Raw genomic sequence first — 25,982 nt, forward strand, 5'->3', positions numbered from 1 at the left:
GGCAAAGAAGTTAATTCAACAGAAATAGGCTACATCTATATGTAGTCTATTATTTATTGTGTATAATGTTAGTTGAACAAAAAGGAAAATTTTGGATAAAAATAGAATTCTTCTAATAGAAAGTTTTTAAGTATATGAGGTGAATTAGTTGGAATCTATTTTTAAAGAAATTGTACAAATTATGCATCACGATTATTCTGGTTTTAAAGACAAAAAAGGCTGGGATAACCCTGAACACTTTTTACAGAAAATTAAAGATTTAAAAGTGAATAATAAACTAACTAAGGAATCCTTTACTGAGATTGTTAAGGACTATTTATTAGATTTCAAGGATCAGCACGTATACTTCTTACAGAACGATGCAGTTAAAACTAGAAAAAAAGAAATTGGTTTTCAAGTACGCCGATATGATGATAGATTGTATGTAACTGAGCTTAGTAGTGAAAATAGGCTAAAATGCGGTATGTTCTTCAAATCTTTAGAAGGCTTAACAGTTCCTGAATTGGTTGAATTACATAAAAGATTGTTGTTCGATGAATCTGCCGAACGGGAAAATTGGACGCCCATCCTTTCTTTATATAAGTATGGGGAAATTGAAGATTTAAATGGTAATCAAAGATTTTTTCAATTTAACTTATATGAAAAACCTCCCTATTCTCCTACGTATTCAGTTAGGTCAATATCTGAGAATATTTTAAAAATGACGATGACAGATTTTATGGATCCTGAAGCAATTTCAAATATGTTAAAAGAAAATCATAATTTACTAGAATCAACTGAGCAGTGGATTATCGATGTTCGAACAAATTACGGAGGTAGTGATGCTAGTTTTTATCCACTTCTTACTTATGTAATGCCTGAAGAAGGGGTGGATCTGGAAGATTCAGAAGAGAAGATGCTATTCAATTGTACGAATGAAAACACAAAACGCCAATTGATTGAACTTGATAGAGACATAGAAAATACTCAAGATAAACAAACACTATTATTTTTAAATGTCATGAGGAAAGAATGGGAAAGAAATAAAGGAAAAGGGTTTGTAGAATTTAATTTTGAAGAACTGTTTTCTTCGACTATTTTCAAAGGGAAAAAAACACCCAATAAGATCGTTATATTAACAGATTGTATGTGTGGTAGTTCAGGAGACTCCTTTGTAGAGATTTGCAAGCAATCTAGCAAGGTAACCGTTATTGGAAGACCAACAAAAGGATTAAATGATTATACCAATTTAGTTAGTATGAAATGGAATAATGAATTTGAATTACTGTATCCTACTTCCCGATTATCACGAATTGACAATGGGAAAGGAATGTCAGGAATAGGGATTCAACCAGATATTTATATTCCATGGAGTCCTAAGCATATAGAAGATGATATTGATTTAAAAACTGCAATTTCAATGTTAACTTCATTAGGTGTGTAAAATAACGAAGAAAGTTAACATATCTTGTGAACGCATGCATTAACAAATAGAGGTTAATCATTTCATGATCCTCTACTTTATGAAAAAGCACTAATTAACTGTAAAAAAGAATAATAGAATGAAGGTGTGTGAAAAGCTTTAAAATTGAGGGGGTACAGATGAGACGATTAAATAAGTTTTTAGTATTATTTATCTTATTGCTATTTCTATTAGTAGGTTGTCGATCTAATCTACTAGGTGGTCAAGCAGTCATTGATTGGATTGACTTCGTGAAATGGGATGGTATACAGTACGAAGGAATCCGTTCGGGTATTTTAGCTGATGAGCAGTTCATTGGTGAAAAAATAGGGGAAGTAAAGTTTAAAGTAGCAGACAATGTCACGAATTCGGGGTACAAGATCAAAAATGGAGATGCTGCATTTCATGAGAAAGGAACAGAAATTTATTCAATTGAAGGTAACCCTGACTTACTCGCATTAAAAGACAAGAATACTATAAATGGATATAGCGTTTATTATGCAAGAGATAAAACTAACTATCGATGGCATTTTAAGAATGTACCAATTGAAAAAGTGAATGCGATAGAAATCTATCAAGGTTATGCACCTAATTCGAAAATGATTACGGAGATACAAGATACAGGCAAATTAAATGCTTTCCTAAAAATTTTGAGTAGTAGTAAAGAAAATCCAAATTTCATACATGAAGAAACAATAGGTGACCCTGCATATTTTGAAATTATTTTATATACAGGCGAACCAATAGCTTATCAGTTTGATATGCAATTTGACGGGGAAACTTATTTCTGGCATCCAGGGAATACATCTATATTATCAAGTGAGTTTGAAGCATTTATTCCAAACTAATATTCAGTATTCTTTGTTCACCTTACACATGCTTTAGTAGGATTAGACATATGTAAATAAGCAGGTTATATATTCTTCTAAAATGATTGTTTTTTAATCTTCCTCTCCTTATATTATTGTCAATGCTAAACGATCTGACAGGGAAGATCAAAAGCTCATTGTTTCATCCAACTAGAATATGAATATAATAATCAATCTAAATCTAAAAAAGGTGGATTTAAAATGGATAAAAGAGTTCAATTTGACTTTGAAAACGAGTTTACTAATGGTGGAGGCTTACAAGGACAGGATTTTCGTCTTGATATTGACGGAGATGACATTTCTGACGAAGAGTTAGCCAAATATATAGTTGAAGATATGAGATTGCTAATGGTTGGCGAAGTTAGAATACTTAACAAAAAAATAATTAATGAAAAACATAAGAGAATACAGACCGATGAGAGCTTTGATAAATAAGTAGAATTTAAGATAGAGACTGTCTAAATTTAGCAGTCTTTTTCTTATTCATTTTTAAAAGTCCACTTTTTAAAAAGGTTGTTAATGTTCGGATTTGAAACATTAAACATTATTCCTTCATTCGATTTTATTTATAAAGCGAACATATGATCACTGTTTGTGGTAAAATATAATAAAAAAGGAGTGTACTCAGAATGGAAAATATGATAAAAGTATCTGTACGTTCGCTAGTTGAGTACGCTCATAAAAGCGGAAGTATTGATATAGGGTATCAAAATACTGTTTCATTAGTAGATGGAACAAAAGCACATCAAAAAATTCAAAATTTATATAATGAGTCAGATTTTAAGGAAAGAATGACTTCTGGAACAATTAAATATGAAGATTTAACGTTTCAAATAGAAGGTCGATGTGATGGTCTCTTGTTTAGAAATGAAAAATATATAATAGAAGAAATAAAATCAACTGCAAAAGATCTAAGTTTATATCATGAAAACTCTTATCCCGTTCATTGGGCACAAGCAAAAGTTTATGGTTATCTTATTTGTAAAGAATTAAATCTTGAATATATATCGATCCAGCTAACGTATGTAAATATTCATACTGAAGTGAAAAAGAGGTTTTTATTAGCCTTTTCTCAGCAAGAATTGTACGAGTTCGTTCAAAATGTGTTCAAAATTTATTACCCATTTGCTAAATGGAAATACGATCACATCGAAAAACGGAATGATTCTATAAAAGAATTGAGATTTCCATTTCCATCCTTTAGAAATGGTCAAAGAAAGTTAGCGGGAGCTGTTTATCAATCGATACAAGATGGAAATAATTTATTTGCTGTCGCTCCGACAGGAATTGGAAAAACAGTTTCTACTATTTTTCCAGCAGTGAAAGCAATTGGTGATGCCACAACGAATCGGTTATTTTATTTAACGTCTAAAACAATCACTCGTACAGTTGCAGAAGAAGCATTTGGCCGGATGACAAAACAAGGTTTATGTATGTCATGTACAACACTAACAGCCAAAGATAAAATATGTTTCAAAGAAGAAACAATTTGTGACAAGGATTATTGTGAGTTTGCAAATGGCTATTATGATCGAATTAATGAAGCTGTGTTAGATATTTTATCTAATGAAAAATTGCTAAGTCGAGAGAAGATAGAAGCATATGCAAGAAAACATACAGTTTGTCCTTTTGAATATTCACTAGATTTAACAAATACAGCAGATGCGATTATTTGTGATGTGAATTATATATTTGATCCAAGAGTATCACTTAAAAGATTATTCGATGAACATAAACGAAATTCAGTTTTATTAATAGATGAGGCGCATAATCTTGTTGATCGCGCTAGAGACATGTATTCTTCAAGTTTATATAAGTCAAAGTTTCTTGAATTAAAAAGGCAATATAAAGGAATAAATGTATCACTAGTTGAGAGTGTGAGTATTATCAATCAATCCTTCATTAATCTTCGAAAAAAATGGCAAGATCAAAAAATGCCAGTCTGGGGTAATTTAGATGAAGAATTTGTTGATTTAATAAGGAAGTTTGTAGAGATTGCAGAATTAAGTCTACCAGATGAAGATGATCCTGAACGTAAGCAATTGTTGTTAGATACATATTTTGAATCCCAAAATTTTGTAAAGATTGTTAGTTACTATGATGAAAAATATGTTTCGTATTTAGAAATGTTTAAAAGTGAAGTTCAAATGAAACTATTTTGCATTGATCCATCAACAATTGTAAATGATGTGATCAAAAAATTTCACTCTACAATTTATTTTTCAGCAACGTTAACACCTCTTCAATATTTTCAAGATATGCTTGGTGATATTGAACGTGATTATACAATAAAAATAGACTCACCATTTTCAAAAGAACAGTTAAAGGTTGATGTAAATCCGATTTCAACAAGATTTAATGACCGTTCAAAAACATTAGACCAATTAGTATCATCTATTTATGAGAATATTAGCGCTAAAAAAGGCAATTATTTAGTTTTTTTTCCATCTTATCAGTATTTGAGCCAAAGTGTTGAATTGTTTACTGAGAAGTATGGAGAAGTCGAAATAATTATCCAAGAAAATAGTATGACTGAAGAGGAACGAGAAGATTTTTTACTTAAATTTGATCAAAATAATGCAGAAACACTTGTAGGATTTGCTGTACTTGGTGGAATCTTTTCAGAAGGAATCGACTTAAAAGGTGATCGATTAAATGGAGTAGTAGTTGTTGGTGTAGGCTTACCACAGCTTTGTTTAGAAAGAAATATTTTAAGAGATCATTTTAATGAAGTTGGTAAAAACGGTTATTATTATTCATATGTGTTCCCTGGGCTGAATAAAGTAATGCAAGCTGGTGGACGTGTCATACGTTCTGAAGAAGATGAAGGTACATTATTATTAATCGATGATCGATATCAAAGTATGCTTTATCAAAATTTAATGCCTGACGAATGGAAATAAGTAGGTAATAATGCATTAAAAAATAAAAAATTCAAATAATGATTGATAATTGTCAGATTTATTAATATACTTGTAATTATAAAATTAAATATTCTTATCAAGAGCGGTGGAGGGACTGGCCCGACGAAACCCGGCAACTCTAGTTTTATACTAGAAAGTGCTAAATCCTGCAGGTATAAACCTGGAAGATAAGGACGATATGTTTATTTTGAGACATAACCACTTCTTATTTTTTAGGAAGTGGTTTTTTGTTTTGAATTGTAGAAGGCGTTCGCTCAGCAACGAGAAACATTAGATGAAGATCAAAAAAGGTTGTTTTAAAACCTTTACTGAGATTTTGGCTAATGACCCCTCGAGCTGCTAACGTCTGGAACTAGACAGTTTGATAAATGGAGGATTTCAATATGACAAATACGAATGTGGTTTCAAAATCGAAACAAAAATCAATTGAGACGGTTGCAGTACATGGTAGTAAAGGATATGATCCATTAACAGGTGCAATAAGTTACCCAATTTATCAATCAGCAACATTTAAACATGAGGGACTTCACCAATCAACCGGATATGATTATGCTCGTTTACAAAACCCTACTCGAGAAGAAGTTGAAAACACAGTAGCAAAATTAGAAAATGCAGAGTTTGGAGTAGCATTTTCTACAGGTAATGCTGCTGTCACTGCAGTACTTAGTTTATTTAAAAAAGGCGATCACGTAATTGTTTCTGATGACTTATATGGTGGTACATATCGATTATTTGAAGAAATTTATTCGCCGTATGGGATTGAGCATAATTTTGTTGATACTACGGAAATTGATAATATTCTAGACACTATTAAAGAAAACACAAGAGGTATTTTTATTGAAACACCTTCAAATCCAATGATGAAAGTTACTGATTTAAAACGAGTTGTTGAAATTGCCAAAGAACGAAATATCGTTGTGATCGTTGATAATACTTTTTTAACGCCGTATTTCTTTAGACCAATCGAATTAGGAGCAGATATCGTTGTTCATAGTGGTACGAAATATTTAGGTGGTCATAATGATACTTTAGCGGGATTTGTAGTGACAAACTCGGAGAAAACAAATGAAAGAATTCGCTTTTATCAAAAATCAACAGGCGCTACTTTAGCTCCATTTGATTCATGGCTTATTTTAAGAGGAATTAAAACATTACATGTAAGAATGGAATATTGTCAAAGAAATGCGATTACTCTTGCAGAGTTTCTAGAAAATCACCCAAATGTAACAGACGTATTTTACGTAGGACTTCCAAATCACAAAGGATATTCAATTATAAAAGAACAAGCAAGTGGCTTTGGCGCGATGATCTCGTTTAAAGTGAAAAATGTAAGTATTGTAGAAAAAGTGCTTAGCAGTGTAAAAGTCATAACATTTGCTGAAAGTTTAGGTGGGGTAGAGTCACTGATTACTTACCCACATACACAAACTCATTCAGAAATGCCAGAGGATTTTAAAAGAAAACTTGGTCTAGATGACCATACATTAAGATTGTCTGTTGGTATAGAACATATAGATGATTTACTAATCGATTTAGAGAATGCATTAGGGTGATGAATATGAAATTTGGTACGAAATTAATTCATAATGGTAATGAAGTTGACCCTTATACAGGTGCTTTAAGCATTCCGATTTATCAAGCATCAACTTTCCATCAACCCAATATTGAAAATATAGGTAAATATGATTATGCAAGAAGTGGAAATCCGACGAGAGAAGCTTTAGAAAGTACGATTGCTCAATTAGAAAACGGCGTTAGAGGATTTGCTTTTTCATCAGGAATGGCAGCTATTTCCTCAGTTCTCTCTCTTTTTTCAGCAGGAGATCATATTGTTATTTGTGAAGATGTTTATGGAGGAACGTTTCGTATAGCGACTAAAGTATTCAATCGATTTGGAATTGAATTTACATTTGTTGATGCATCAGAAATTAGTGAAATTGAATCAGCAATCAAGTCAAATACAAAGGGACTGTATTTAGAAACGCCTTCAAACCCATTGCTGAAAATTACTGATTTAAGGGAAGCAATTAAGATTGCGAAAAGAAATGATGTAATTGTAATTGTTGATAATAGTTTTCTGTCACCTTATTTCCAAAAACCTTTAGATTTGGGTGCTGATATCGTCGTTCATAGTGCGACGAAATTTATCGCAGGACATAGCGATGTAATTGGTGGTTTAGCGGTTGTTAAATCTGAAGAGTTGGCAAGAGATTTATACACTATACAAAATTCATTTGGTGCTGTTTTAGGTCCACAGGATTGTTGGTTAACATTAAGAGGTCTGAAAACATTAAAAGTTCGGATGGATGTATATGAACAAACCGCACAGAAATTAGCAAATTGGTTATTAACAAATGAATGTGTTGAAGAGGTATACTATCCAGGTCTGAAAGAACATCCAGGACATGATATACATTTTGAGCAAGCAAGTGGTGGGGGAGCGGTATTGTCATTTACTTTAAAAACAATTGATCAAACAATTCGTTTTTTACAAAAAGTAGAAAATGTCGCAGTAGCAGTGTCTCTTGGTGGCGTAGAAACAATTGTTTCTTATCCTGTGAAGATGTCACATGCAGCAATTCCAAAGGATGTTAGAGAAAGACTTGGTGTGAAGGATACATTAGTTCGTGTTTCAGTTGGTTTAGAGGATGTTGAGGATTTAATTGAAAGTTTCCAAAAAGCATTAAGATAAAGGAAGAAGTATGGAATAAACATTATTCCATACTTTTTTTGATTTATCAAATAACGGATGAAAACGTAATGGAAATTACTAATATATGTAAAAAATTGTATATAAATTATTTATTAACGAATATTTAGTAATGAAAATATAAAAATGTTCGTATTTTTACTTGAAACCGTTTCATAATGATGGTATTCTATTTTAGGTTGATCAGAACTTAACTTAAAATTAAAAAAACTCAGACCTTAAATGGGGGTATAAATATATGTATGATGTTATAGTGGTTGGAGCAGGTCCAGCAGGAGTATTTACTTGTTATGAATTAACGTTAAAAATGCCGAACGCAAAAATTTTATTAGTCGATAAAGGTCATGATATATACGCAAGACATTGTCCAATTCTACAAAAGAAAATTGAAAAATGTCCGCCAGCAGCAGGTAAAAAAGATTTTTCTGGTTGTTTACCAGCATGTTCAATCACAAATGGTTTTGGTGGAGCAGGCGCATACTCAGATGGTAAATTTAATATCACTAGTGAATTTGGTGGTTGGATGACTGACTACTTATCACCTTCTGATGTAGTAGACTTAATTAAATATGTAGACGATATCAATTTACAACATGGTGCAACAGAGTCAATTACAGATCCACTTACTGATGAAGTAAGAGATATTGAAAGACGTGGTTACGCTGCAGGATTAAAATTATTACGTGCTCAAGTTAGACACTTAGGTACAGAACAAAATCTTGAGATTTTAAAAAGCATATTTGAATACTTAAAGACGAAAATTGATATGAAATATAAAACAGAAGTTGAAGATTTAATTACTGAAAAAGTAGATGGTTCTCATGTTGTTAAAGGAATCAAATTAAAAAATGGTGAAGAACTTTCAGCTGAGAAAGTTGTCATTGTACCAGGTCGAGACGGATCAAAATGGTTAACAGAAGTAATGAAAAAACGTCGTCTAAAAATGACTACAAACCAAGTAGATATTGGTGTACGTGTAGAAACTTCTGATATTGTAATGGAAGAGATCAATAAGCATTTATATGAAGGTAAATTCGTATTTAATACATCAGTGGGGACAAAAGTCAGAACATTCTGTAGTAATCCGTCAGGTCATGTTGTAGTCGAAAACCATTCGGGTATTATGACAGCTAATGGTCACGCATATAAAGATCCTAAGCTTGGAAGTCCGAATACTAACTTTGCACTTTTAGTATCTCACCAATTCTCAGAGCCATTTGATAAACCAAATGAATATGCTCACGAGGTTTCAAGATTGGCTAACATGCTTTCACATGGTGGCGTTATCGTTCAAAAATATGGTGATATTTTAAAAGGAAGACGCTCTACAGAAAAACGAATTAAAGAAGGCTTCTTAGAGCCAACATTAAAAGAAGCTGTACCTGGTGATTTAGGGCTAGTCTTACCTTATAATACAATGAAGAGCTTAATTGAAATGGTAGAAGCATTAAACCAAGTAACACCTGGTATTGCATCAGAACACACATTATTTTATGGTGTTGAAGCAAAATTCTACTCAGCTCGTCCAAAATTAAATGAACACTTTGAGAGCGAAATCTCTGGTCTTTACTTAGGTGGAGACGGAGCAGGAGTTACTCGAGGTCTTGCACAAGCCAGTGCATGTGGTGTGTGGATTGCACGTGATATCGTAAAAAAAGCAAATGTAAAAGAAAAAGAATTAGTATCAGTTTAATCATCAAAAAATAAAACCTCTAATGAAAATAAACATTAGAGGTTTTATTTGCGATTAGGGGGTATTTGGAAATTTATGTTAAAATATAAAGAGAAGAATATTAATTCTTGTTCCGTTTACGGGCAGTTTAATTGCGTATGCTGTTCATAAAATGAGGTGATGAAATGAACAATCAGTGGAACGGGTTGATATATAAACTTTGGTCCCCTGTATACGATAAGTTTTTTAACACAGGGCTATTTCTCAAAGCACGAAAAGAGATATTTCAAGAAAAGCAATTTGCTAGAAATCAAAAACTACTATTCGTTGGAGTTGGAACAGGGGCAGATTTGGAACTGATTGATCACAATGGATTGGAAATTATAGCAATTGACCATTCTGATGATATGCTTAAAATGGCTAGAGATAAATTTAAAGACTCTTCAATACAATTCATTAAAATGGATGCTCAAGCTATGGATTTTAGTAATAGTCGTTTTGATGTAGTTATAGCAAGTCTTGTGTTATCGGTTGTTCCAGATGCAGATAAGTGCCTTAAAGAGATGTTGAGAGTTTTGAAGCCAAATGGAGAAGTTATCATATTTGATAAATTTACACCAAAAGATAAAGTACTTTCTCCTTTAAAAAAAGCAATTAGACCGTTCATTAAATTATTAGGTACTGACATAGGGATTAACTTTGAAAAATTGTGTGAGAAAAATAAAGATACTTTATCTGTTAAAGAAAATAATCCAGTAATGTTTAATGGTATGTACAGAAAGATTATCCTCAGCAAAATTAACGCTTGACGATAATCTTAAAGAAGGCTTTTATAAAAATAAAACTTATACAAAGTAAAGCTCAGAGTCATATAAATACTCTGAGCTTTTTTCGTTGTTGTTTACTGTGAAATAAAATGTAATTTTATATTTTAGTTTTATCCATAGTAACAGAGTTACTAATTCAAATTAGTTCTCTTTTTATATTTTTTATCTTCTAATACGAATTTCCAATTCTTGTAATTTATTTGTTAAGTTATCTTCATTAATACTTAACTTTAAGTCCTCAAATGTATAATCTTCAAAATGAGGAATATCAATCATGATTGCTGATAATTCTTTACTAATAATGGTTGAATCTTTACCGGCAATTAATTTCTTTTTATAACGATTAAATTTAGGATCTAGATTTTCCATATTTTCATATAGTTCTTCAACTGATTGATATTGTTGAATTAATGGAATAGCTGATTTTTCACCAACACCAGGGCATCCAGGAATATTATCACTTGAATCTCCTAATAACGCTTTTACATCAACCCATTGTTTAGGATGAATTCCATAATCATTGTTAAAATGCTCGATAGAATAAATGATTTCACCTGTTTTTTGGGCGATTATTTGAGAAGTATGTTCATTTAATAATTGTAGTAAGTCTCGATCGTTACTATAAATATAGCATTTATTTTGAATCGAATGACTCCATTTATTAGAAAGAGTACCGATTAAGTCATCTGCTTCATATGGTGACATTTCTAATTGGGCAATACCTATTTCTTCTAAAACTGTCTTTAAAGTCAAAAATTGCTCAATAAGTGGCGTCGGTAGTTCTCCGCGAGTAGCTTTGTAAAAATCATACTTGATTCTACGATCAGTTTCTTCTCTTTTTACATCCCAAGTAATTGCTACATGACTAACTTCATGTTCACGAATCAGGCTAAATAATTTTGGAATAAACACGCGTAATGCGTTTGTATATACACCGTCTTTTGTTTTAGAAAGCTGATCATCACTTCTGCCATAAGATGTAGCAAAATAGCCTCTACTTAACAAATTGAAACCATCAATTAATAATAAAGTATGATTATCCATATTTTTATATCCACCTATAAGTTTATATTTTCATATAAGAATCATAGCATATTACATCTTAAAAGATAACATTACGATTGATTTCATAAGATTAAATATATTTTATTAATAAAATTGTAACAAAAATATTGAATTTTCTGTTTATTATTCTTTTAACTTTTACTATAATGGAGATTATATAAAATTTTGAACCCAATAAATTGCAAAGGGAAGGTAGTAAAATGGAAAAAGTAAAAAGCACAGTCAAGATCGAAGAAATTTTAGTAGCTTATAATACGTTAAAAGAGGTAACAAACAAAACTCCTTTGCAGATTAGTGACATGCTAAGTGAAAAATATGATAGTCATGTGTATTTAAAAAGAGAGGATTTACAGATCATTCGATCTTTTAAGCTTCGAGGTGCCTATTATAAAATTAGTAATTTAACCGAAGCTCAAAGACTAAATGGCGTCGTTTGTGCTAGTGCAGGGAATCATGCACAAGGAGTAGCTTATACATGTAATCAACTTCAAGTACATGCCAAAATTTTTATGCCAACAACAACTCCTAATCAAAAAGTATCACAAGTGAAATTCTTCGGTGGTGCTTTTGTAGAAGTTATTTTAGTTGGTGATACGTTTGATATAGCAAATCAAAATGCTCAAGACTACTGTGACGAACAAAACATGACGTTTATTCATCCATTTGATGATTTAGATGTAATTGCTGGACAAGGAACAGTAGCAGTTGAAATATTAAATGAGATTGATCGACCTGTTGACTATTTATTTGTTGCAATTGGAGGCGGTGGATTAAGCGCCGGTGTTGGAACTTACATAAAAGGAATTAGTCCTTCAACAAAAATCATTGGTGTTGAACCACTCGGTGCTGCGTCAATGGCAGAATCAATATCTAATGGGCAAGTCGTAAAGCTTCCAACAATTGAAAAATTTGTAGATGGTGCTGCCGTAGGGCAAGTTGGGTATATGACGTATGAGATATGTAAGGAAGTGTTAGATCAAGTTGTTGCTGTTCCTGAAGGAGAAATATGCACAACAATTTTAGAACTTTACAATAAAAATGCAATCATCGCTGAACCAGCAGGTGCACTTTCTGTTGCAGCTTTGGAACTATTTAAAGACGAAATAAAGGGTAAAAATGTAGTTTGTATAGTAAGTGGAGGAAATAATGATATTGATCGCTTACAGGAAATAAAAGAGCGCTCCTTAATTCATGAAGGCTTGAAGCATTATTTTATTATCAATTTCCCACAGCGTTCTGGGGCATTACGTGAATTTCTTGATCAAGTATTAGGACCAAATGATGACATTACAAGATTTGAATACACAAAGAAGAATAATAAAGACAATGGTCCCGCTTTAGTTGGGATTGAATTGGCATCAAAATCTGATTACGCTGCATTATTAGATCGAATGAATTTGCATGGCATTCAGTTCATGGAAATAAACAATAATCCTACACTGTTTAATTTACTAATATAATATTTAAGGGGAAGCTGAATGGAAATCCATTCAGCTTTTTTTAGTGTTTAATAATCTTAATGTTCTGAATAAAATATCAATTGTTCGGAAAAATCTGTTGTTAATACTAAGAAAAACAATAAATATAAAAAAAGTTGATTTATTTCTTATAAATTTAGACAAAAGTATTCCTAATGTTAGTTCTCCGATTTATAATTGTATTCGGAACGCCTCGAGAAAACGGTTTACAAGTTGATTTTTATTTTAGGTTATACAGAAATTTGGAAAATAAATAAGCGCTTTATTCATTATTTTTTTATATTTAAATTAATTAAGTATAAAATAAACAAAAAAGAGGCTAATCCTAACAATTAAACTAAAAAATAAATGAATCAATTACGATGAAGGAGCTGGTAATATGTCAAGTAAGACATTAGAAGCATTTTTAACTCCACAATTACAAGAGTTAAAAGAGAAAGGGCTCTACAACGAGATTAACCCACTTCAAGGATCTAATGAATCGAAAATTAAAATTGAAGGCAAAACATTTATTAATTTATCTTCAAACAATTACTTAGGCTTTGCTACTGAACCACGTTTAATAAAAGCTGCATTAGATGCTACTGAAAAATACGGCGTTGGAGCAGGTGCTGTTCGTACAATAAATGGTACGATGGATATTCATGATGAATTAGAAAAAACAATTGCTAAGTTTAAGAAAACAGAAGCTGCTATCGCTTTCCAATCAGGGTTTAATTGTAATATGGGTGCAATTTCAGCAGTAATGAGTAAAAAAGATGCAATCCTTTCTGATGAATTAAATCACGCTTCAATTATTGATGGTTGCCGACTTTCTGGTGCAAAAATCATTCGAGTAAAACACCAAGATATGGATGATTTACGAGAGAAAGCAAGAGAAGCAACTACAAGTGGACAGTATGAAAAAGTAATGTACATAGCAGATGGCGTTTTTTCAATGGATGGAGATGTAGCAAATATTCCTGAAATCGTAAAAATTGCAGAAGAATTCGGTTTAATTACATATATAGATGATGCTCATGGTTCTGGCGTTATGGGCAATGGAGCCGGAACAGTAAAACATTTTGGTCTATCAGATAAAATTGATTTCCAAATCGGTACACTTTCTAAAGCAGTAGGAGTAGTTGGTGGATATGTTGCGGGGTCACAACAATTAATTGACTGGTTAAAAGTTCGTGCTCGTCCGTTTTTATTCTCAACTTCTTTAACACCTGCAGCAGCTGCGGCATGTATTGAAGCTATTCGAATCATGTCAGAAGAGCCAGAGACTATCGAAAAACTATGGGAAAATGGCAATTATTTAAAAGCAGGTCTATCAAAACTTGGATTTAACATTGGAGATTCGGAAACACCAATTACTCCATGTATTATCGGGGATGAAAACCTTACTCAAACATTCTCTAAACGTTTATATGAAGAAGGAGTATATGCTAAATCAATCGTTTTCCCAACAGTTCCACTTGGTACAGGACGAATTCGTAATATGCCGACTGCAGCTCATACGAAAGAAATGCTTGATGAAGTATTAGCGATTTATGAAAAAGTTGGACGCGAACTAAACGTAATTCAATAACATATACAATAATATTACTAGTTGTTTATCATAGTTAAAGGTGGAGTAAGTGAATGAAAAAAATATTAATTACAGGTTGTTTAGGCCAAATTGGTTCAGAATTAACCACCCGTCTAAGACAAGAATACGGAATTGATAATGTAATCGCAACGGATATCCGTCGTATTGAAGGAAGTCCGATTACTGAAACAGGTCTTTTTGAGATATTAGATGTGATGGATCAAGATAAAATGTTGGAAATTGCTAAAAAATATGAAGTTGATACATTCATCCATTTAGCTGCATTATTATCTGCAGTTGCCGAAGCGAAACCGAAATTAGCTTGGGACTTAAACATGGGTGGCTTAGTGAATGCATTGGAAGTTTCAAGAGAATTAGGATTAAAATTCTTTACGCCAAGTTCAATCGGTGCATTTGGACCAAGTACACCAAAAGATCAAACACCACAAGACACAATTCAACGCCCAACAACTATGTATGGTGTAACTAAGGTAGCTGGAGAATTACTATGTGATTATTACTTTGAAAAATTCGGAGTTGATACACGTGGGGTTAGATTCCCAGGATTAATTTCTTATGATACAGTTCCAGGTGGTGGAACGACTGATTATGCTGTTGATATTTACTATGAAGCATTAAAACATAAAAAATATACTTCATTTATTTCTGCAGGAACTTATATGGATATGATGTATATGCCAGATGCAATCGAGGCTATTATTAAATTAATGGAAGCAGATCCTAAAAAATTAAAGCACCGAAATGCTTTCAATATTACGGCAATGTCATTTGAACCAACAGAAATTGCGGCTGCAATTCAAAAGAAAATACCTGATTTTACAATCGACTTTGATGTAGATCCGATTAGACAAGGAATTGCTAATTCTTGGCCAAATTCAATCGACTGTTCTGCTGCAAAAGAAGAATGGGGCTTTGATCCAAAATTTGATTTAGATAAAATGACTGAAGATATGTTAGAAAAATTAGCAGTGAAATTATCTGCAAACGAAGTAATTTCTTAATTAAATGTTTGTTAAAAGAAGGAGAAACTGTTCTCCTTCTTTTTTTATGTCTCGAATGGTTTGTCCGGTTTTGAAGCAAACTGAATGTATATGCTATTTTTTGGTAAATAAAAAATGATGAAAGGGTGTATTTCGTGTCGTCAATTTCAGAAAAAAATCTTTCATTAACGATTAAAGATATTAAAAATGCACGTGAAGTTTTAAGTGGTAATGTACGGACGACTCCATTAGTAAAATCTTTTTATATGACTGCAAAAACCGGTGGAGAAGTGTATTTAAAATTAGAAAACATGCAATTAACAGGTTCATTTAAATTTCGAGGTGCCTATAACAAAATTAAACATTTGAAATTAGAAGAAAAAGAACATGGTATCATTGCTTGCTCAGCAGGAAATCATGCGCAAGGAATTGCATTATCTTCAAAATTACTAAACGTGAAAAGTAAAATTGTCATGCCCGCAACAGCTCCAAGAGCAAAAGTTGAAGCTACTGAGGGGTATGGGTCAAATATTGTTTTATATGGTGAGACCTTTGATGACGCAAAAGAAGAGTGTGCAAGAATTAGAAGTGAAACTGGAGAAACATTCATACACCCATTTGATGACTTATATGTGATGGCAGGTCAAGGAACGATTGGCTTAGAAATTTTAGACGAGCTTTGGGATGTTGACACAGTTATTGTTCCAATCGGCGGTGGAGGAATGATTGCTGGGATTGCAGTAGCGTTAAAGTCGTTTAATCCTTCAATAAAGATTATTGGTGTACAAGCGGAAAATGTTCATGGAATGAAAGCTTCTGTTGATGCAGGTGAGATCGTTAGTCATTATGTTGCACCGACAATCGCAGATGGGTGTGCAGTTAAGGTACCTGGTAAAATGACGTTTGAAATAGTAAAAGAACTTGTAGATGATATTGTCATAGTAAGTGAAGATGAACTTGAAGTAGCAATGAAAGACTTACTTCAACGAGGGAAAGTTGTAGTAGAAGGAGCCGGCGCATTAGCAACGGCTGCATTACTTTCTGGGAAAGTTGAGCGATATGTTAAAGACAAAAAAGTAGTTGCAATCATTTCTGGAGGAAATGTTGATTTAGAAAGAATATCTAGCGTTTGTGAACATTTCTTTGGGAACGAGATTAAATAAAATTTTAGTAGTCAAACGAGAAGAGGGATTAGATGACTGAACAAGCTTTAAAAAAAGAAATGGGTTTTCTTGCAGCGTTAACTACTGTAATTGGAACAGTAATTGGAGCAGGGGTATTCTTTAAAGCGACAGCCGTTTATGGTTCAACTGGTTCAGCAAGTCTAGGATTACTAGCATGGTTGTTAGGTGGAATTATTACGATATGTGCAGGATTGTCAGGAGCAGAATTAGCCGCTGCGATCCCAAAAACAGGAGGCATGATGGCCTATTTAAAGCATACATATGGAGACCTTACAGCATTCTTATTAGGTTGGGCACTAACAATCATTTATTTTCCTGCAAATATTGCGGCTCTTTCAATCATTTTTGGCACACAAGCAGTAACGATTTTTGGATTGAGTGCGGATGAACATAAATTTAAGGTCACTATCGTAGCGGTTATAGTTGCAGCATTCATTACTTTTATGAATTTTTTAGGAGCAAAAACAGCAGGTGGAATACAAACCATTTTTACGATTTGTAAGCTTATACCATTGATTATTTTAATTATCTTTGGCTTTCTACACAAAGGAACTGTACCATTTCAATTATTTCCAATCGAATCAGGAACTGACCAATCTTTTTTGACAGCATTAGGTTCAGGACTACTAGCAACGATGTTTGCTTACGATGGATGGATACATGTTGGAAATATTGCAGGAGAAATGAAAAATCCAAAACGAGATTTACCAAAAGCAATTGTTTTTGGTTTGTCAGCTGTAATGGTCGTTTATTTATTAATTAATATTGCCTTTTTAATGGTAATGACTGCAGATCAACTAGCAGCAACAACAACTCCCGCATCAGAGGTTTCTAAAATATTGTTCGGACAAATAGGAGGGAAAATCGTATCCATCGGTATTTTAATTTCTGTATTTGGAACAATTAATGGATACACGATGACTGGAATGCGAATTCCATATGTGATGGCTCGCGAACATAAATTACCTTTTAGTACATGGTTTGGTAAACTTACAGAAACCGGTGCACCTTCTAATGCAGGATTGTTTATTTTATTAGTAGCGATTATTATGATGTTACTAGGTGGGTTTGAAGTATTAACGGATATGCTTGTGTTTGTAATTTGGATTTTCTATACGATGACATTTATTGCAGTTATCATTTTACGTAAAAGAGAACCAAATTTAAACAGACCATACAAAGTACCTTTCTTTCCGGTTGTCATCCTAGTAGCGATCATTGGAGGGGTATTTATCGTAGTCAATACTTTATTCACTCAAACCATGTTGGCTGTTTATGGGATTGTATTAACATTAATTGGATTACCAATTTATTATTCGTTGCGTAATAAGCATTTAAAATCTGTGGATTAAAATACAAAAAAGCTGAGTATAATCTCAGCTTTTTATTTTGTCATCCAAAGTATAAATGTTGGAAAACGATTCGCCCATGCAATTTCGTTATGTTTAGCATTTTCTTCAATGACAAATTTCATATCATCTTTTAATTGACCCAAAGTGAGGAATAAATCATTTAGTTCAATTGAATCAGAAACATAAACATTTGTGCCAGATATGTCATCATTACTTCCTTCATTTCTACCAATGTCTAAATAGATTTTCGAAGATGTTTGCTCGAAATGGTCTTTCAAGAATTGAAATAGTTCTTCCTTTGCAAACCACGCTGCAGTTGAAAATGCTCCGATTTTCGTAAAAATGTTAGGGTATAAAAATCCGGCAACTAATGAGATGACAGCTCCCATCGAGCTTCCTGCAATGATTGTATTTTCTTTATTAGTGTTTGTTCGGTAATGTTCATCAATATAAGCCTTAACAGTTTTAACTAGGAATTCTACATATTGAAAACCTTCACCGCCAGCTGACGTTTCTTCTCCAAAAAATTGACTCAAATTAGAATTGACCCAAGGAGAGTATTCGTCAAGTCGTTTGCGGCTTTGTTCTTCAAGATTACAATCAATCCCGACTACAATATATCCTTTTATCTGATTAGATATTTGAAGTGCATTTAGTGTTTCTGGCACTTTCCAATGATGTCCATATGATGAAGTTTTCGGATCAAATAGATTTTGAGCATCATGCATATAGATTACATCATATGTTTTCATTTTATCTGCATCATAGTCTAAAGGTAAAAATACTCTGATTGTTTTCATTCGATCCAATTCTGGACTATATATTTCAAAAATCTCTAATTGATTCATTGAATGCCTTCTTTCTTCTTTATTTGGATTGGTCTTTTAGATGGAAAAACTGATAAGACATCACCAATCCAGCTATTAATAATAGCAGTGCAACGATAGGGGGGAGAAGATGGATAAAATCTGTGTATCCTATTAAAATATGAACACCAATTGCTGTGATAAAGGCTGGTAAACTACCAAAAAGTAATGTCCACCAAATCCATCTCTTCCCTTGTTGAAATCCCCATAAAGAAATCATTAAAACGAGTAATCCAACACTAACAAGTGATCCACCAAAACCAGCCCGGTCATGTGAAATAACAGGAATTAAATTCAGGTTGAATTGATCAATTTGTGATGGACTTATACATAAATAAGCTAAATCTGTTTCAACAAATGTAGTCGTCATGCCGATTATAGAGATGATGCTGCCTCCTATTAAAAGAGCGAAACCTAGTATAATAAAAGCGAGCTGACCTATTAAACTATTTTTCCAACATCGATGATTATGTAAATTTTGTGAGTTTGGCTTCCTCTTTAGTTTTCGCGTTTTTTTATATCCAATCAGAAAAGGTGGTAATAAAAATAACCAAAATAATGCATGCAACCAATCGAAATACTGAAAACCAATAAAAAGGAATATCGCCATAAAACCAATAATGGCACTAATATTAGAGGCTTTAGTAGCCCAATGATAGCCTGGACGGATTCCAAATCTTGCTAGTGACATAAATAGAATTCCTCCGGACATGATCGTACCTGATAGAGTCATCCGGTCATGTGACATAAATGGTAGAATCCTATTATTAAACTGGATAATGCTCTCTTTATTTGTATTTAAAAAATATTCATCATATGGAAGAATAATAGTTGTTAAACTAATCAATAATGCAATTAAACCACCAACAAACATGATGAACCCAAATAAGAAATACCAATTCCAATCCTTGTTATGCTGGATTGGTTGATCTTTACGATGGAGAATTGCTTCGTTTATTCGTTTAGGAAGTCCTGGACCACTTAAAACATACCCATGAGATAAAAATACTAGTTTTGCACCTGCCTCTAACAATTCAACTGCATCAATTGGTTCAGAAATTCCCCCAGAAGTGAAAATTGGTTTGTCATAGCCGTTTGCGTGTAATTGATTAATCGCCTGAATGAGCAACTGTTTATTTTCTACATCCGATAAAAGTGGATCACTTTGTATCATGATTGAGTCAAACAGCTTGTTCATTTCTTCAAATGATAAATCAGCTAATGAACCCACATCAATCGAGAGACAAATTGGTTTTGAAGCTAGCCATGAATTTTTATCGTATTGTTTTAATAGAGTAAGATCAACAACATAAACATCTACAAATTTTGAAATTTGAGAATCTATTAATTGAAATTCATCTACTGTACATTGAACTTTTGCAATTAAAGGATGTGTTTTTTTAACCTTTGAAAGTTTTTGAATCGTTTCTTGTAAACCTAGTGTTTCTTCTAGATGAAAATCTTTTAAAAGATTTTGCTTTAATTGAATGTTTGGTGTTGGATGAAATTCTGGATTCACTGTAATAGGCCCAATTTCAATGCAACCAAACCCTAAATTCATAAATGCATTTGTTCCATTAAGTAATGGGTCAATGGAAGCAGATAAACCAACTGAATTCTCGAATATAATAGAATGTATTTCTTGTTCTAATATTTCATCAGTTTTCATATGTCCTAAAAATTCTATTAATTTAGTTCCAAGTGGGTTTGAAGAAATGAATCCCATACTCTGATGAATAAATTCTCGAGATCTTTTAGCAGGAAGATTTGATAATAAAGGTTTAAACAATGTGTGATAAGACCAATCTGGCATAATTGACTCCTCATTTTTCTAGTTGTTATTAATAACAGTTTAATTTGAAGTTGATGATAATTAAATAGAAATGTTCAAAAATAATATATTTCATGGTTATTATTTAGAAAATTACAAACATGTGATATTTCATAGACTCCTGGAATGAAAGTAAGTGGAGCAATGTATTTATTAATACGAAATATGTTCTTTTTCTTATTTAACTAAATGCAGATAAATTGAATAAGGAAATCAAAAAAATTACCAATATTTAGTATTAAATGACCTAATTCATGTTACGATTTATGAAAAAGAGGATGTGATGAATAAATTGCAAAAACTAATACTAATTTTCATGTTGATTTCATCACTACTTTCCGTTGAAAGTTGTAGTAATAATGAAGATAAGTTAATTCGAAAAATTGCTTATGAAAGTATGACAAGCTCTTTAACAGAAGGTATCAGTAATAAAAATGGAGTAGTTAAAAAAATAGAAACTTTACCAGAAAATGCAACCATTACAGATGAGAATTATGATAAAAATAGTATATATTCTGTCACTTTTAAAAATGATTACATTGAGGATGATATTGTAATTTTTATAGATGCAAAAAACAATAAAAAGATCGGGGTGGTAATGATTAAATGATTCTTGTTCAACTAACGAGAGCGTTAGTTTGATAATATGACCGACAATTTAGTTCTTCCTTTTTTATTTTGCTATCTATAATTCAGAAGAAAATATACCAAAGTTAGATAAACTAAGAATGATTTGGAGTTTTTTAATCATTAAAAATAATTCTTTTCAGCACGTACTTCATTACTGTAAAATAATGGGAATATTTTAAGTTGAAAGCTTATTTAAAAGGGGGAAGAACTATGATCAGAAGATTAACTCAAAATGATCATGAGGCTTGTTTTAATTTATTAAAGCCTAGAAGTGCTGAAAATTTATTTATAATTGGTGATATTGAGGCATACGGATATAACCAAGAATTTCAAAAAGTTTGGGGAGAGTTTAACGATCGTGGCGAACTTGTTGCTGTGTTGTTAAAATATCAAGAAAACTATATACCATATGCATCAAATTCATTTAACGCTGAAGGATTTGCAGAGATTATATCAAATGATCCTAATTTTAAATTCTTGTCTGGGCTAAAGGAAATCACTGGAAAAATTGAGCCATACTTAAACAAACAATTAAAAACAAAAAGACAAACATATTACGCTAAGTGTGCAAAATTAACTTCGATTAAAAATAATCTTACCAATGTCGAGCAGGCATCTCCCCAAGATGCAGAAGCTCTTGTAGAATTATTAAACTCTGTTCCAGAATTTAATGATTCTATCATTACAGTAGAAAGAAAACGTCGAACTTTGAGTGATGGTACCTCACGTTCATTTTTTATTAAGGAAGACGAAAAAATGGTATCAACAGCTTCAACTGCAGCAGAAAATTCTTTGTCAGCAATGGTTATAGCGGTCGCTACGCTAGAAAACTACAAGAAGAGGGGATATGCAACAAAGTGCATGCTTGTGCTTTGTAATCAACTTTTACAAGAAGGTAAAGAACTATGTTTGTTCTATGATAATCCTTCAGCAGGAGCAATTTATAAGAGAATAGGATTTGAAGATATTGGTTATTGGATGATGTATACATATATTTAAAAGAAGTGTCTGGAGATTACTAAAAGTACAACACACGAAATTTAATAAACGAATAAAATTAATAAGATTATAGGTTTAAAATTCACCTTATTCAACTAAAGAGAGTTTCATTAGATCATTATTTAAAGTTTTCGAGAGGGGAAATTATATGAATCCAATTTTATTAGATGTTCCGTTACAAATAGAAACAGACAGACTAATTCTTCGAGCACCACTTCAAGCTGGTGAAGGGAATGTAGTAAACCAAGCTATAGAGGATTCAATTAGTGAGTTAAAGCAATGGTTACATTTATTCCAGTCAATTCCTACTGTTGAAGAAATGGAAATTCTCCTTAGAAATGCCCATATAGATTTTTTGAAAAGAGAAAGCTTTCGCTATCTTATCTATCATAAGGGTACTAATGAATTTATTGGAACTGCTAGCCTTCACGGAATTAATTGGAAGATTTCTAAATGTGAAATTGGATATTGGATTAACACGAAATTTAGTGGCAATGGATATATGACAGAAGCAGTAAGTGAGTTAACAAACTTTGGCTTTCAGCTTCTCAAATTTAGAAGGATTGAAATACGATGTGAATCTAAAAATACTAAAAGTCGTTCGATCCCTGAAAAACTAGGTTTTGAGCTTGAAGGGATATTACGAAATGAAGATCTTTCAGCTGACGGTAAAACACTAACTGATACCTGCATCTATGCAAAGGTAAATTAGACTAAATTTTAATTTATCAGATCATAAGTGGATTACCATATTATTAAACTAAAAACATGAGATTGTTGAATAACAATTGGATTCAGATGAAGATTTTATAATATGACATGTAAAAGCTGAATTATCTCATGTAAAAGATATAACGAATCATCATTGATTATTAATAAAATGGTTCACTTAAATGCCAATATCATCATAAGGTGAGAAAAAAATGTCATTTGAACGCATATTTTTAATGTTTTTGTCATAATACTGTAAATCCAGGTAAATACCCATGTAACTTTAGGATGATAAAATCATAAAAAAGGTTTTATCGGAGGGTAATTTTTAAATGAAAAAGATTATAGCATCATTTGTAGTGACGGGAGTGTTATTGTCAAATCCATTGATAAGTAATGCAGCATTAGGTGATCGTACGTTAAAAAGGGGAATGACCCATACAGAAGTAAAACAATTACAAGAAGTTTTAAAGAAAAAAGGGTTTTTTAATACAAATTCAACTACCTATTTTGGAACAGTCACTAAAGGTGCAGTCATAAAGTTTCAAAAAAGCAAAGGCTTAAAGCCTGACGGTATTGTAGGTAAGAATACATATAAAGCATTGGGCGTTAAAAATCAGATTCAACCTGCTAAAGTGGGTTCAACCAATAAATCTACAGTAATAGTTAAAAAAAGCAAAAAGTATTTAAATGTACCATATGTATGGGGAGGGAGTACGCCAAAAGGTTTTGATTGCAGCGGGTTCATAAAATACGTTTTCGACGAAAGTACTGATGTCAATTTACCTAGAACGGTATCGGAAATATATAAAAAGGGGAAAAGGGTTTCCAATCCAGAAGTTGGAGATCTGGTCTTTTTTGAAACCTATAAACCTGGTGCTTCACATGCGGGTATTTATATCGGAGGTAATCAGTTCATACACAGCTCCTCATCAAAAGGTGTAACGATTTCCTCTTTGGAAAATATTTATTGGGAAAAAAGATACTTAGGAGCGAAAGAAATGTAAAAAAGCTAAAGAACAGTTATTTTATAAATAAACTGTCTTTATAGTTTTGGAACATAGAAGGTTCTTCATTAATGAAGAACCTTCACTTTTTTTATTGTAGTATATGGCAGTTAAGTTTATTAAGGTGATTGATTGGTATATGCCACAAAATATATCTATTAAATTAGGGTGAACAACGTAAATAACCTTAATGCTATTGACTTCAATTTGTGAATAGATGTTTTACTAACAGAAATTTCCATAAAAGTATATGCCATTTATGGTGACAGGGTAGATGCAACCGCCATTGCCAACGCCGGTAAACATCGAAGCCAAAATCATCACACCTAAATCATCTGAAAAACTATCTTTGGCGGACATTGCTCCATGGAGAGCGAAGGAAGAAAGTCCGAAATGATTCGTGATGTATACAAGCAAGATGTGCCAAAAGGAATGGAGGAGCTCGTCGGTTCAAAGCTGCTTCATTTATTTTCGGATGCAAAGATTGAAGAGGATATGGCTGTAACCGTATTAATCTTTGAGAAACCGATTGTGTAATTCAACTTTTTATTTTATCTATTTGTATTCTATTCGAATAAAACAGTTTGTCAGTGCTTATTTCTTAATAAACCATTGAGACAAAGCATGCGTTAGTTGTATAAATAGGAAAACGACTGTCCAATTTAAGGACAGTCAGGTTTTTGGAATATTCTTCTAGTAAATCTATTCGTAGTTTAGTATTATCTCTCTCCAATCAATCATAAAATGAATAACTCATATTTATTTTGATTTTTGGAGGGTACTATGAACAAAACTATTTTATGGTTACGAGAATATGCTGATGAGATAAAACGTGGCTTAATTGGCGGATTTACTATTTTTGGTCTCGCTACTATTTTTTTTACAACTGATTCATCAATTGAACCAAGTAATAATGCTTGTTTAAAATGGAAATATAACAATTACGAAAAGATTTATATTTGTTCAATTTATAAGACGGATGAGTTACAAACAGTTCCATATGGATCAATTATTAGTTCGGATCGTAAATAGATAAAGGTAAACTAACAACAAGAATTAATAAACATCTTAGCATTGGAGTAACGCTAAGCTTTAGTTCTACAATGATTAACTGCTTTTGCAGTTCTTTTTTTATTTTACAAATTGGCAGTTATTGCAATAAATAACCTCGATTAGAAAATATAAGGCTTGTGGCAAATGACATACATAGAACTATCCAGAACTTCGGCTCATTGCATTTTATCTTTTTTTATATTTCATGAAAGTAGAATAAACAGCACTTATTTAAAAATGTAGTTGACACTCTCAACTGTAAATAATAAAATTACAGTATACTCATTAAAATTGAGTATAGAGTTTAATTTGATTTGATAATACATTATTATTTTTTATCAGAACTGTAATTATATTTATTACATTTTAAATATAAGGAGTGTGTAAAAGAATGGTAAATCTATATGTCACACCAAGCTGTACATCATGTCGCAAAGCAAAAGCATGGCTAGATGAACATCATATTGAGTATAATGTTAAAAATATTATGAATGAATCACTTACACTTGAGGAGATTAAATCTATTCTTCGCATGACAGAAACTGGTACGGAAGAGATTATATCGAATAAATCAAAAACGTATCAGGAATTAAATATAAATATTGAATCGCTCCCGCTTAATGAATTATATAAATTAATAATAAATAATCCCAAAATGATACGTATGCCAATCATTCAAGATGAAAAAAGATTACAGGTTGGTTATAATGAGGATGAAATTCGTAGTTTTCTTCCTCGTAAGCTAAGAACAATCTCATACAATAAATTACAAAAAGCAGCTAATTAATA

General features: G+C 32.2%; 23 protein-coding genes, 1 pseudogene and 1 riboswitch. Of the genes and pseudogenes, 21 read left to right on the plus strand and 3 right to left on the minus strand.

All coding sequences use genetic code 11. The features are described 5' to 3' along the window. Positions 1-148 precede the first annotated feature (148 nt). The 8 genes from ABID96_RS07985 (at position 149) to ABID96_RS08020 (ending at position 10,425) form a co-directional block, all read left to right on the plus strand. Positions 149-1,423, plus strand: coding sequence for a S41 family peptidase (locus ABID96_RS07985; protein ID WP_192601550.1), 1,275 nt, complete (start codon positions 149-151; stop codon positions 1,421-1,423). A gap of 158 nt (positions 1,424-1,581) precedes the next feature. Next, positions 1,582-2,289, plus strand: coding sequence for a hypothetical protein (locus ABID96_RS07990; protein WP_192601551.1), 708 nt, complete (start codon positions 1,582-1,584; stop codon positions 2,287-2,289). 222 nt (positions 2,290-2,511) lie between these two features. Continuing rightward, positions 2,512-2,745 (plus strand): cyclase, encoded by a 234-nt coding sequence (locus ABID96_RS07995; RefSeq protein ID WP_192601552.1) that lies wholly within the window; start codon positions 2,512-2,514, stop codon positions 2,743-2,745. A 194-nt stretch (positions 2,746-2,939) separates the two neighbouring features. Beyond that, entirely contained in the window at positions 2,940-5,213 is a 2,274-nt protein-coding gene (locus ABID96_RS08000; RefSeq protein WP_192601553.1) for an ATP-dependent DNA helicase, read from the plus strand. A 91-nt stretch (positions 5,214-5,304) separates the two neighbouring features. Continuing rightward, positions 5,305-5,408: riboswitch (SAM riboswitch) on the plus strand. A gap of 209 nt (positions 5,409-5,617) precedes the next feature. Further along, a complete protein-coding gene (locus tag ABID96_RS08005) occupies positions 5,618-6,787 on the plus strand; it encodes a trans-sulfuration enzyme family protein (protein ID WP_192601554.1) in 1,170 nt (389 codons plus the stop codon). Between the two features lie 5 nt (positions 6,788-6,792). Beyond that, positions 6,793-7,926 (plus strand): trans-sulfuration enzyme family protein, encoded by a 1,134-nt coding sequence (locus tag ABID96_RS08010; protein WP_192601555.1) that lies wholly within the window; start codon positions 6,793-6,795, stop codon positions 7,924-7,926. 256 nt (positions 7,927-8,182) lie between these two features. Then, the gene (locus ABID96_RS08015; protein WP_192601556.1) at positions 8,183-9,637 is read left to right on the plus strand and encodes an NAD(P)/FAD-dependent oxidoreductase; all 1,455 of its coding nucleotides are present in this window, start codon (positions 8,183-8,185) and stop codon (positions 9,635-9,637) included. 164 nt (positions 9,638-9,801) lie between these two features. Further along, a complete protein-coding gene (locus tag ABID96_RS08020) occupies positions 9,802-10,425 on the plus strand; it encodes a class I SAM-dependent methyltransferase (RefSeq protein WP_192601557.1) in 624 nt (207 codons plus the stop codon). A gap of 180 nt (positions 10,426-10,605) precedes the next feature. Here the strand turns inward: ABID96_RS08020 and ABID96_RS08025 are convergent, their stop codons facing one another. Then, positions 10,606-11,487 carry a 5'-3' exonuclease gene (locus ABID96_RS08025; protein ID WP_192601558.1) on the minus strand — a complete coding sequence of 294 codons (882 nt, stop codon included), beginning with the start codon at positions 11,485-11,487 and terminating at the stop codon, positions 10,606-10,608. A gap of 221 nt (positions 11,488-11,708) precedes the next feature. On the opposite strand from ABID96_RS08025, the gene ilvA reads away from it, so the two are divergent. From ilvA to ABID96_RS08050, 5 genes are all read left to right on the plus strand, one after another. After that, positions 11,709-12,968: a threonine ammonia-lyase IlvA gene (gene ilvA / locus ABID96_RS08030; RefSeq protein WP_192601559.1), complete on the plus strand. Its 1,260-nt coding sequence runs from the start codon at positions 11,709-11,711 to the stop codon at positions 12,966-12,968. A gap of 397 nt (positions 12,969-13,365) precedes the next feature. Further along, positions 13,366-14,559 (plus strand): glycine C-acetyltransferase, encoded by a 1,194-nt coding sequence (locus ABID96_RS08035; protein ID WP_192601560.1) that lies wholly within the window; start codon positions 13,366-13,368, stop codon positions 14,557-14,559. A gap of 53 nt (positions 14,560-14,612) precedes the next feature. Further along, positions 14,613-15,581, plus strand: coding sequence for an L-threonine 3-dehydrogenase (locus ABID96_RS08040; RefSeq protein ID WP_192601561.1), 969 nt, complete (start codon positions 14,613-14,615; stop codon positions 15,579-15,581). 143 nt (positions 15,582-15,724) lie between these two features. Then, positions 15,725-16,723, plus strand: a complete 999-nt coding sequence (tdcB, locus tag ABID96_RS08045; protein ID WP_192602045.1) for a bifunctional threonine ammonia-lyase/L-serine ammonia-lyase TdcB — start codon at positions 15,725-15,727, stop codon at positions 16,721-16,723. Between the two features lie 32 nt (positions 16,724-16,755). Further along, entirely contained in the window at positions 16,756-18,096 is a 1,341-nt protein-coding gene (locus ABID96_RS08050; RefSeq protein ID WP_192601562.1) for an APC family permease, read from the plus strand. Positions 18,097-18,128: 32 nt separating this feature from the next. On the opposite strand, the gene ABID96_RS08055 is transcribed toward ABID96_RS08050, so the two are convergent. Both ABID96_RS08055 and ABID96_RS08060 read right to left on the minus strand, forming a co-directional pair. Then, on the minus strand, positions 18,129-18,944 hold the full coding sequence (locus tag ABID96_RS08055) for an alpha/beta hydrolase (RefSeq protein WP_192601563.1): 816 nt from the start codon (positions 18,942-18,944) through the stop codon (positions 18,129-18,131). A gap of 19 nt (positions 18,945-18,963) precedes the next feature. Beyond that, positions 18,964-20,775 carry a dihydroorotate dehydrogenase gene (locus ABID96_RS08060; RefSeq protein ID WP_192601564.1) on the minus strand — a complete coding sequence of 604 codons (1,812 nt, stop codon included), beginning with the start codon at positions 20,773-20,775 and terminating at the stop codon, positions 18,964-18,966. Between the two features lie 301 nt (positions 20,776-21,076). On the opposite strand from ABID96_RS08060, the gene ABID96_RS08065 reads away from it, so the two are divergent. The 8 genes and pseudogenes from ABID96_RS08065 (at position 21,077) to spxA (ending at position 25,980) form a co-directional block, all read left to right on the plus strand. Beyond that, complete coding sequence (locus ABID96_RS08065) at positions 21,077-21,403, plus strand: hypothetical protein (RefSeq protein ID WP_192601565.1); 327 nt, start codon at positions 21,077-21,079, stop codon at positions 21,401-21,403. A gap of 230 nt (positions 21,404-21,633) precedes the next feature. Continuing rightward, positions 21,634-22,422 (plus strand): GNAT family N-acetyltransferase, encoded by a 789-nt coding sequence (locus tag ABID96_RS08070; protein ID WP_192601566.1) that lies wholly within the window; start codon positions 21,634-21,636, stop codon positions 22,420-22,422. A gap of 148 nt (positions 22,423-22,570) precedes the next feature. Then, positions 22,571-23,134 (plus strand): GNAT family N-acetyltransferase, encoded by a 564-nt coding sequence (locus ABID96_RS08075; RefSeq protein ID WP_192601567.1) that lies wholly within the window; start codon positions 22,571-22,573, stop codon positions 23,132-23,134. Positions 23,135-23,465: 331 nt separating this feature from the next. Continuing rightward, positions 23,466-24,140, plus strand: a complete 675-nt coding sequence (locus ABID96_RS08080; protein WP_192601568.1) for a C40 family peptidase — start codon at positions 23,466-23,468, stop codon at positions 24,138-24,140. 274 nt (positions 24,141-24,414) lie between these two features. Further along, on the plus strand, positions 24,415-24,537 hold the full coding sequence (locus ABID96_RS08085; protein WP_377897089.1) for a hypothetical protein: 123 nt from the start codon (positions 24,415-24,417) through the stop codon (positions 24,535-24,537). Beyond that, a pseudogene (locus tag ABID96_RS08090) lies at positions 24,525-24,677 on the plus strand (Na-translocating system protein MpsC family protein); the annotation flags it as partial. The gene ABID96_RS08085 and the pseudogene ABID96_RS08090, both read left to right, overlap by 13 nt. A 246-nt stretch (positions 24,678-24,923) precedes the next feature. Beyond that, positions 24,924-25,172, plus strand: a complete 249-nt coding sequence (locus ABID96_RS08095) for a hypothetical protein (RefSeq protein WP_192601570.1) — start codon at positions 24,924-24,926, stop codon at positions 25,170-25,172. A 412-nt stretch (positions 25,173-25,584) separates the two neighbouring features. Next, positions 25,585-25,980: a transcriptional regulator SpxA gene (gene spxA / locus ABID96_RS08100; RefSeq protein ID WP_192601571.1), complete on the plus strand. Its 396-nt coding sequence runs from the start codon at positions 25,585-25,587 to the stop codon at positions 25,978-25,980. Positions 25,981-25,982: the final 2 nt, after the last annotated feature.

The organism is Gottfriedia sp. OAE603 (assembly GCF_040543965.1).
GTDB classification, from domain to species: Bacteria; Bacillota; Bacilli; order Bacillales; family Bacillaceae_G; genus Gottfriedia; species Gottfriedia solisilvae.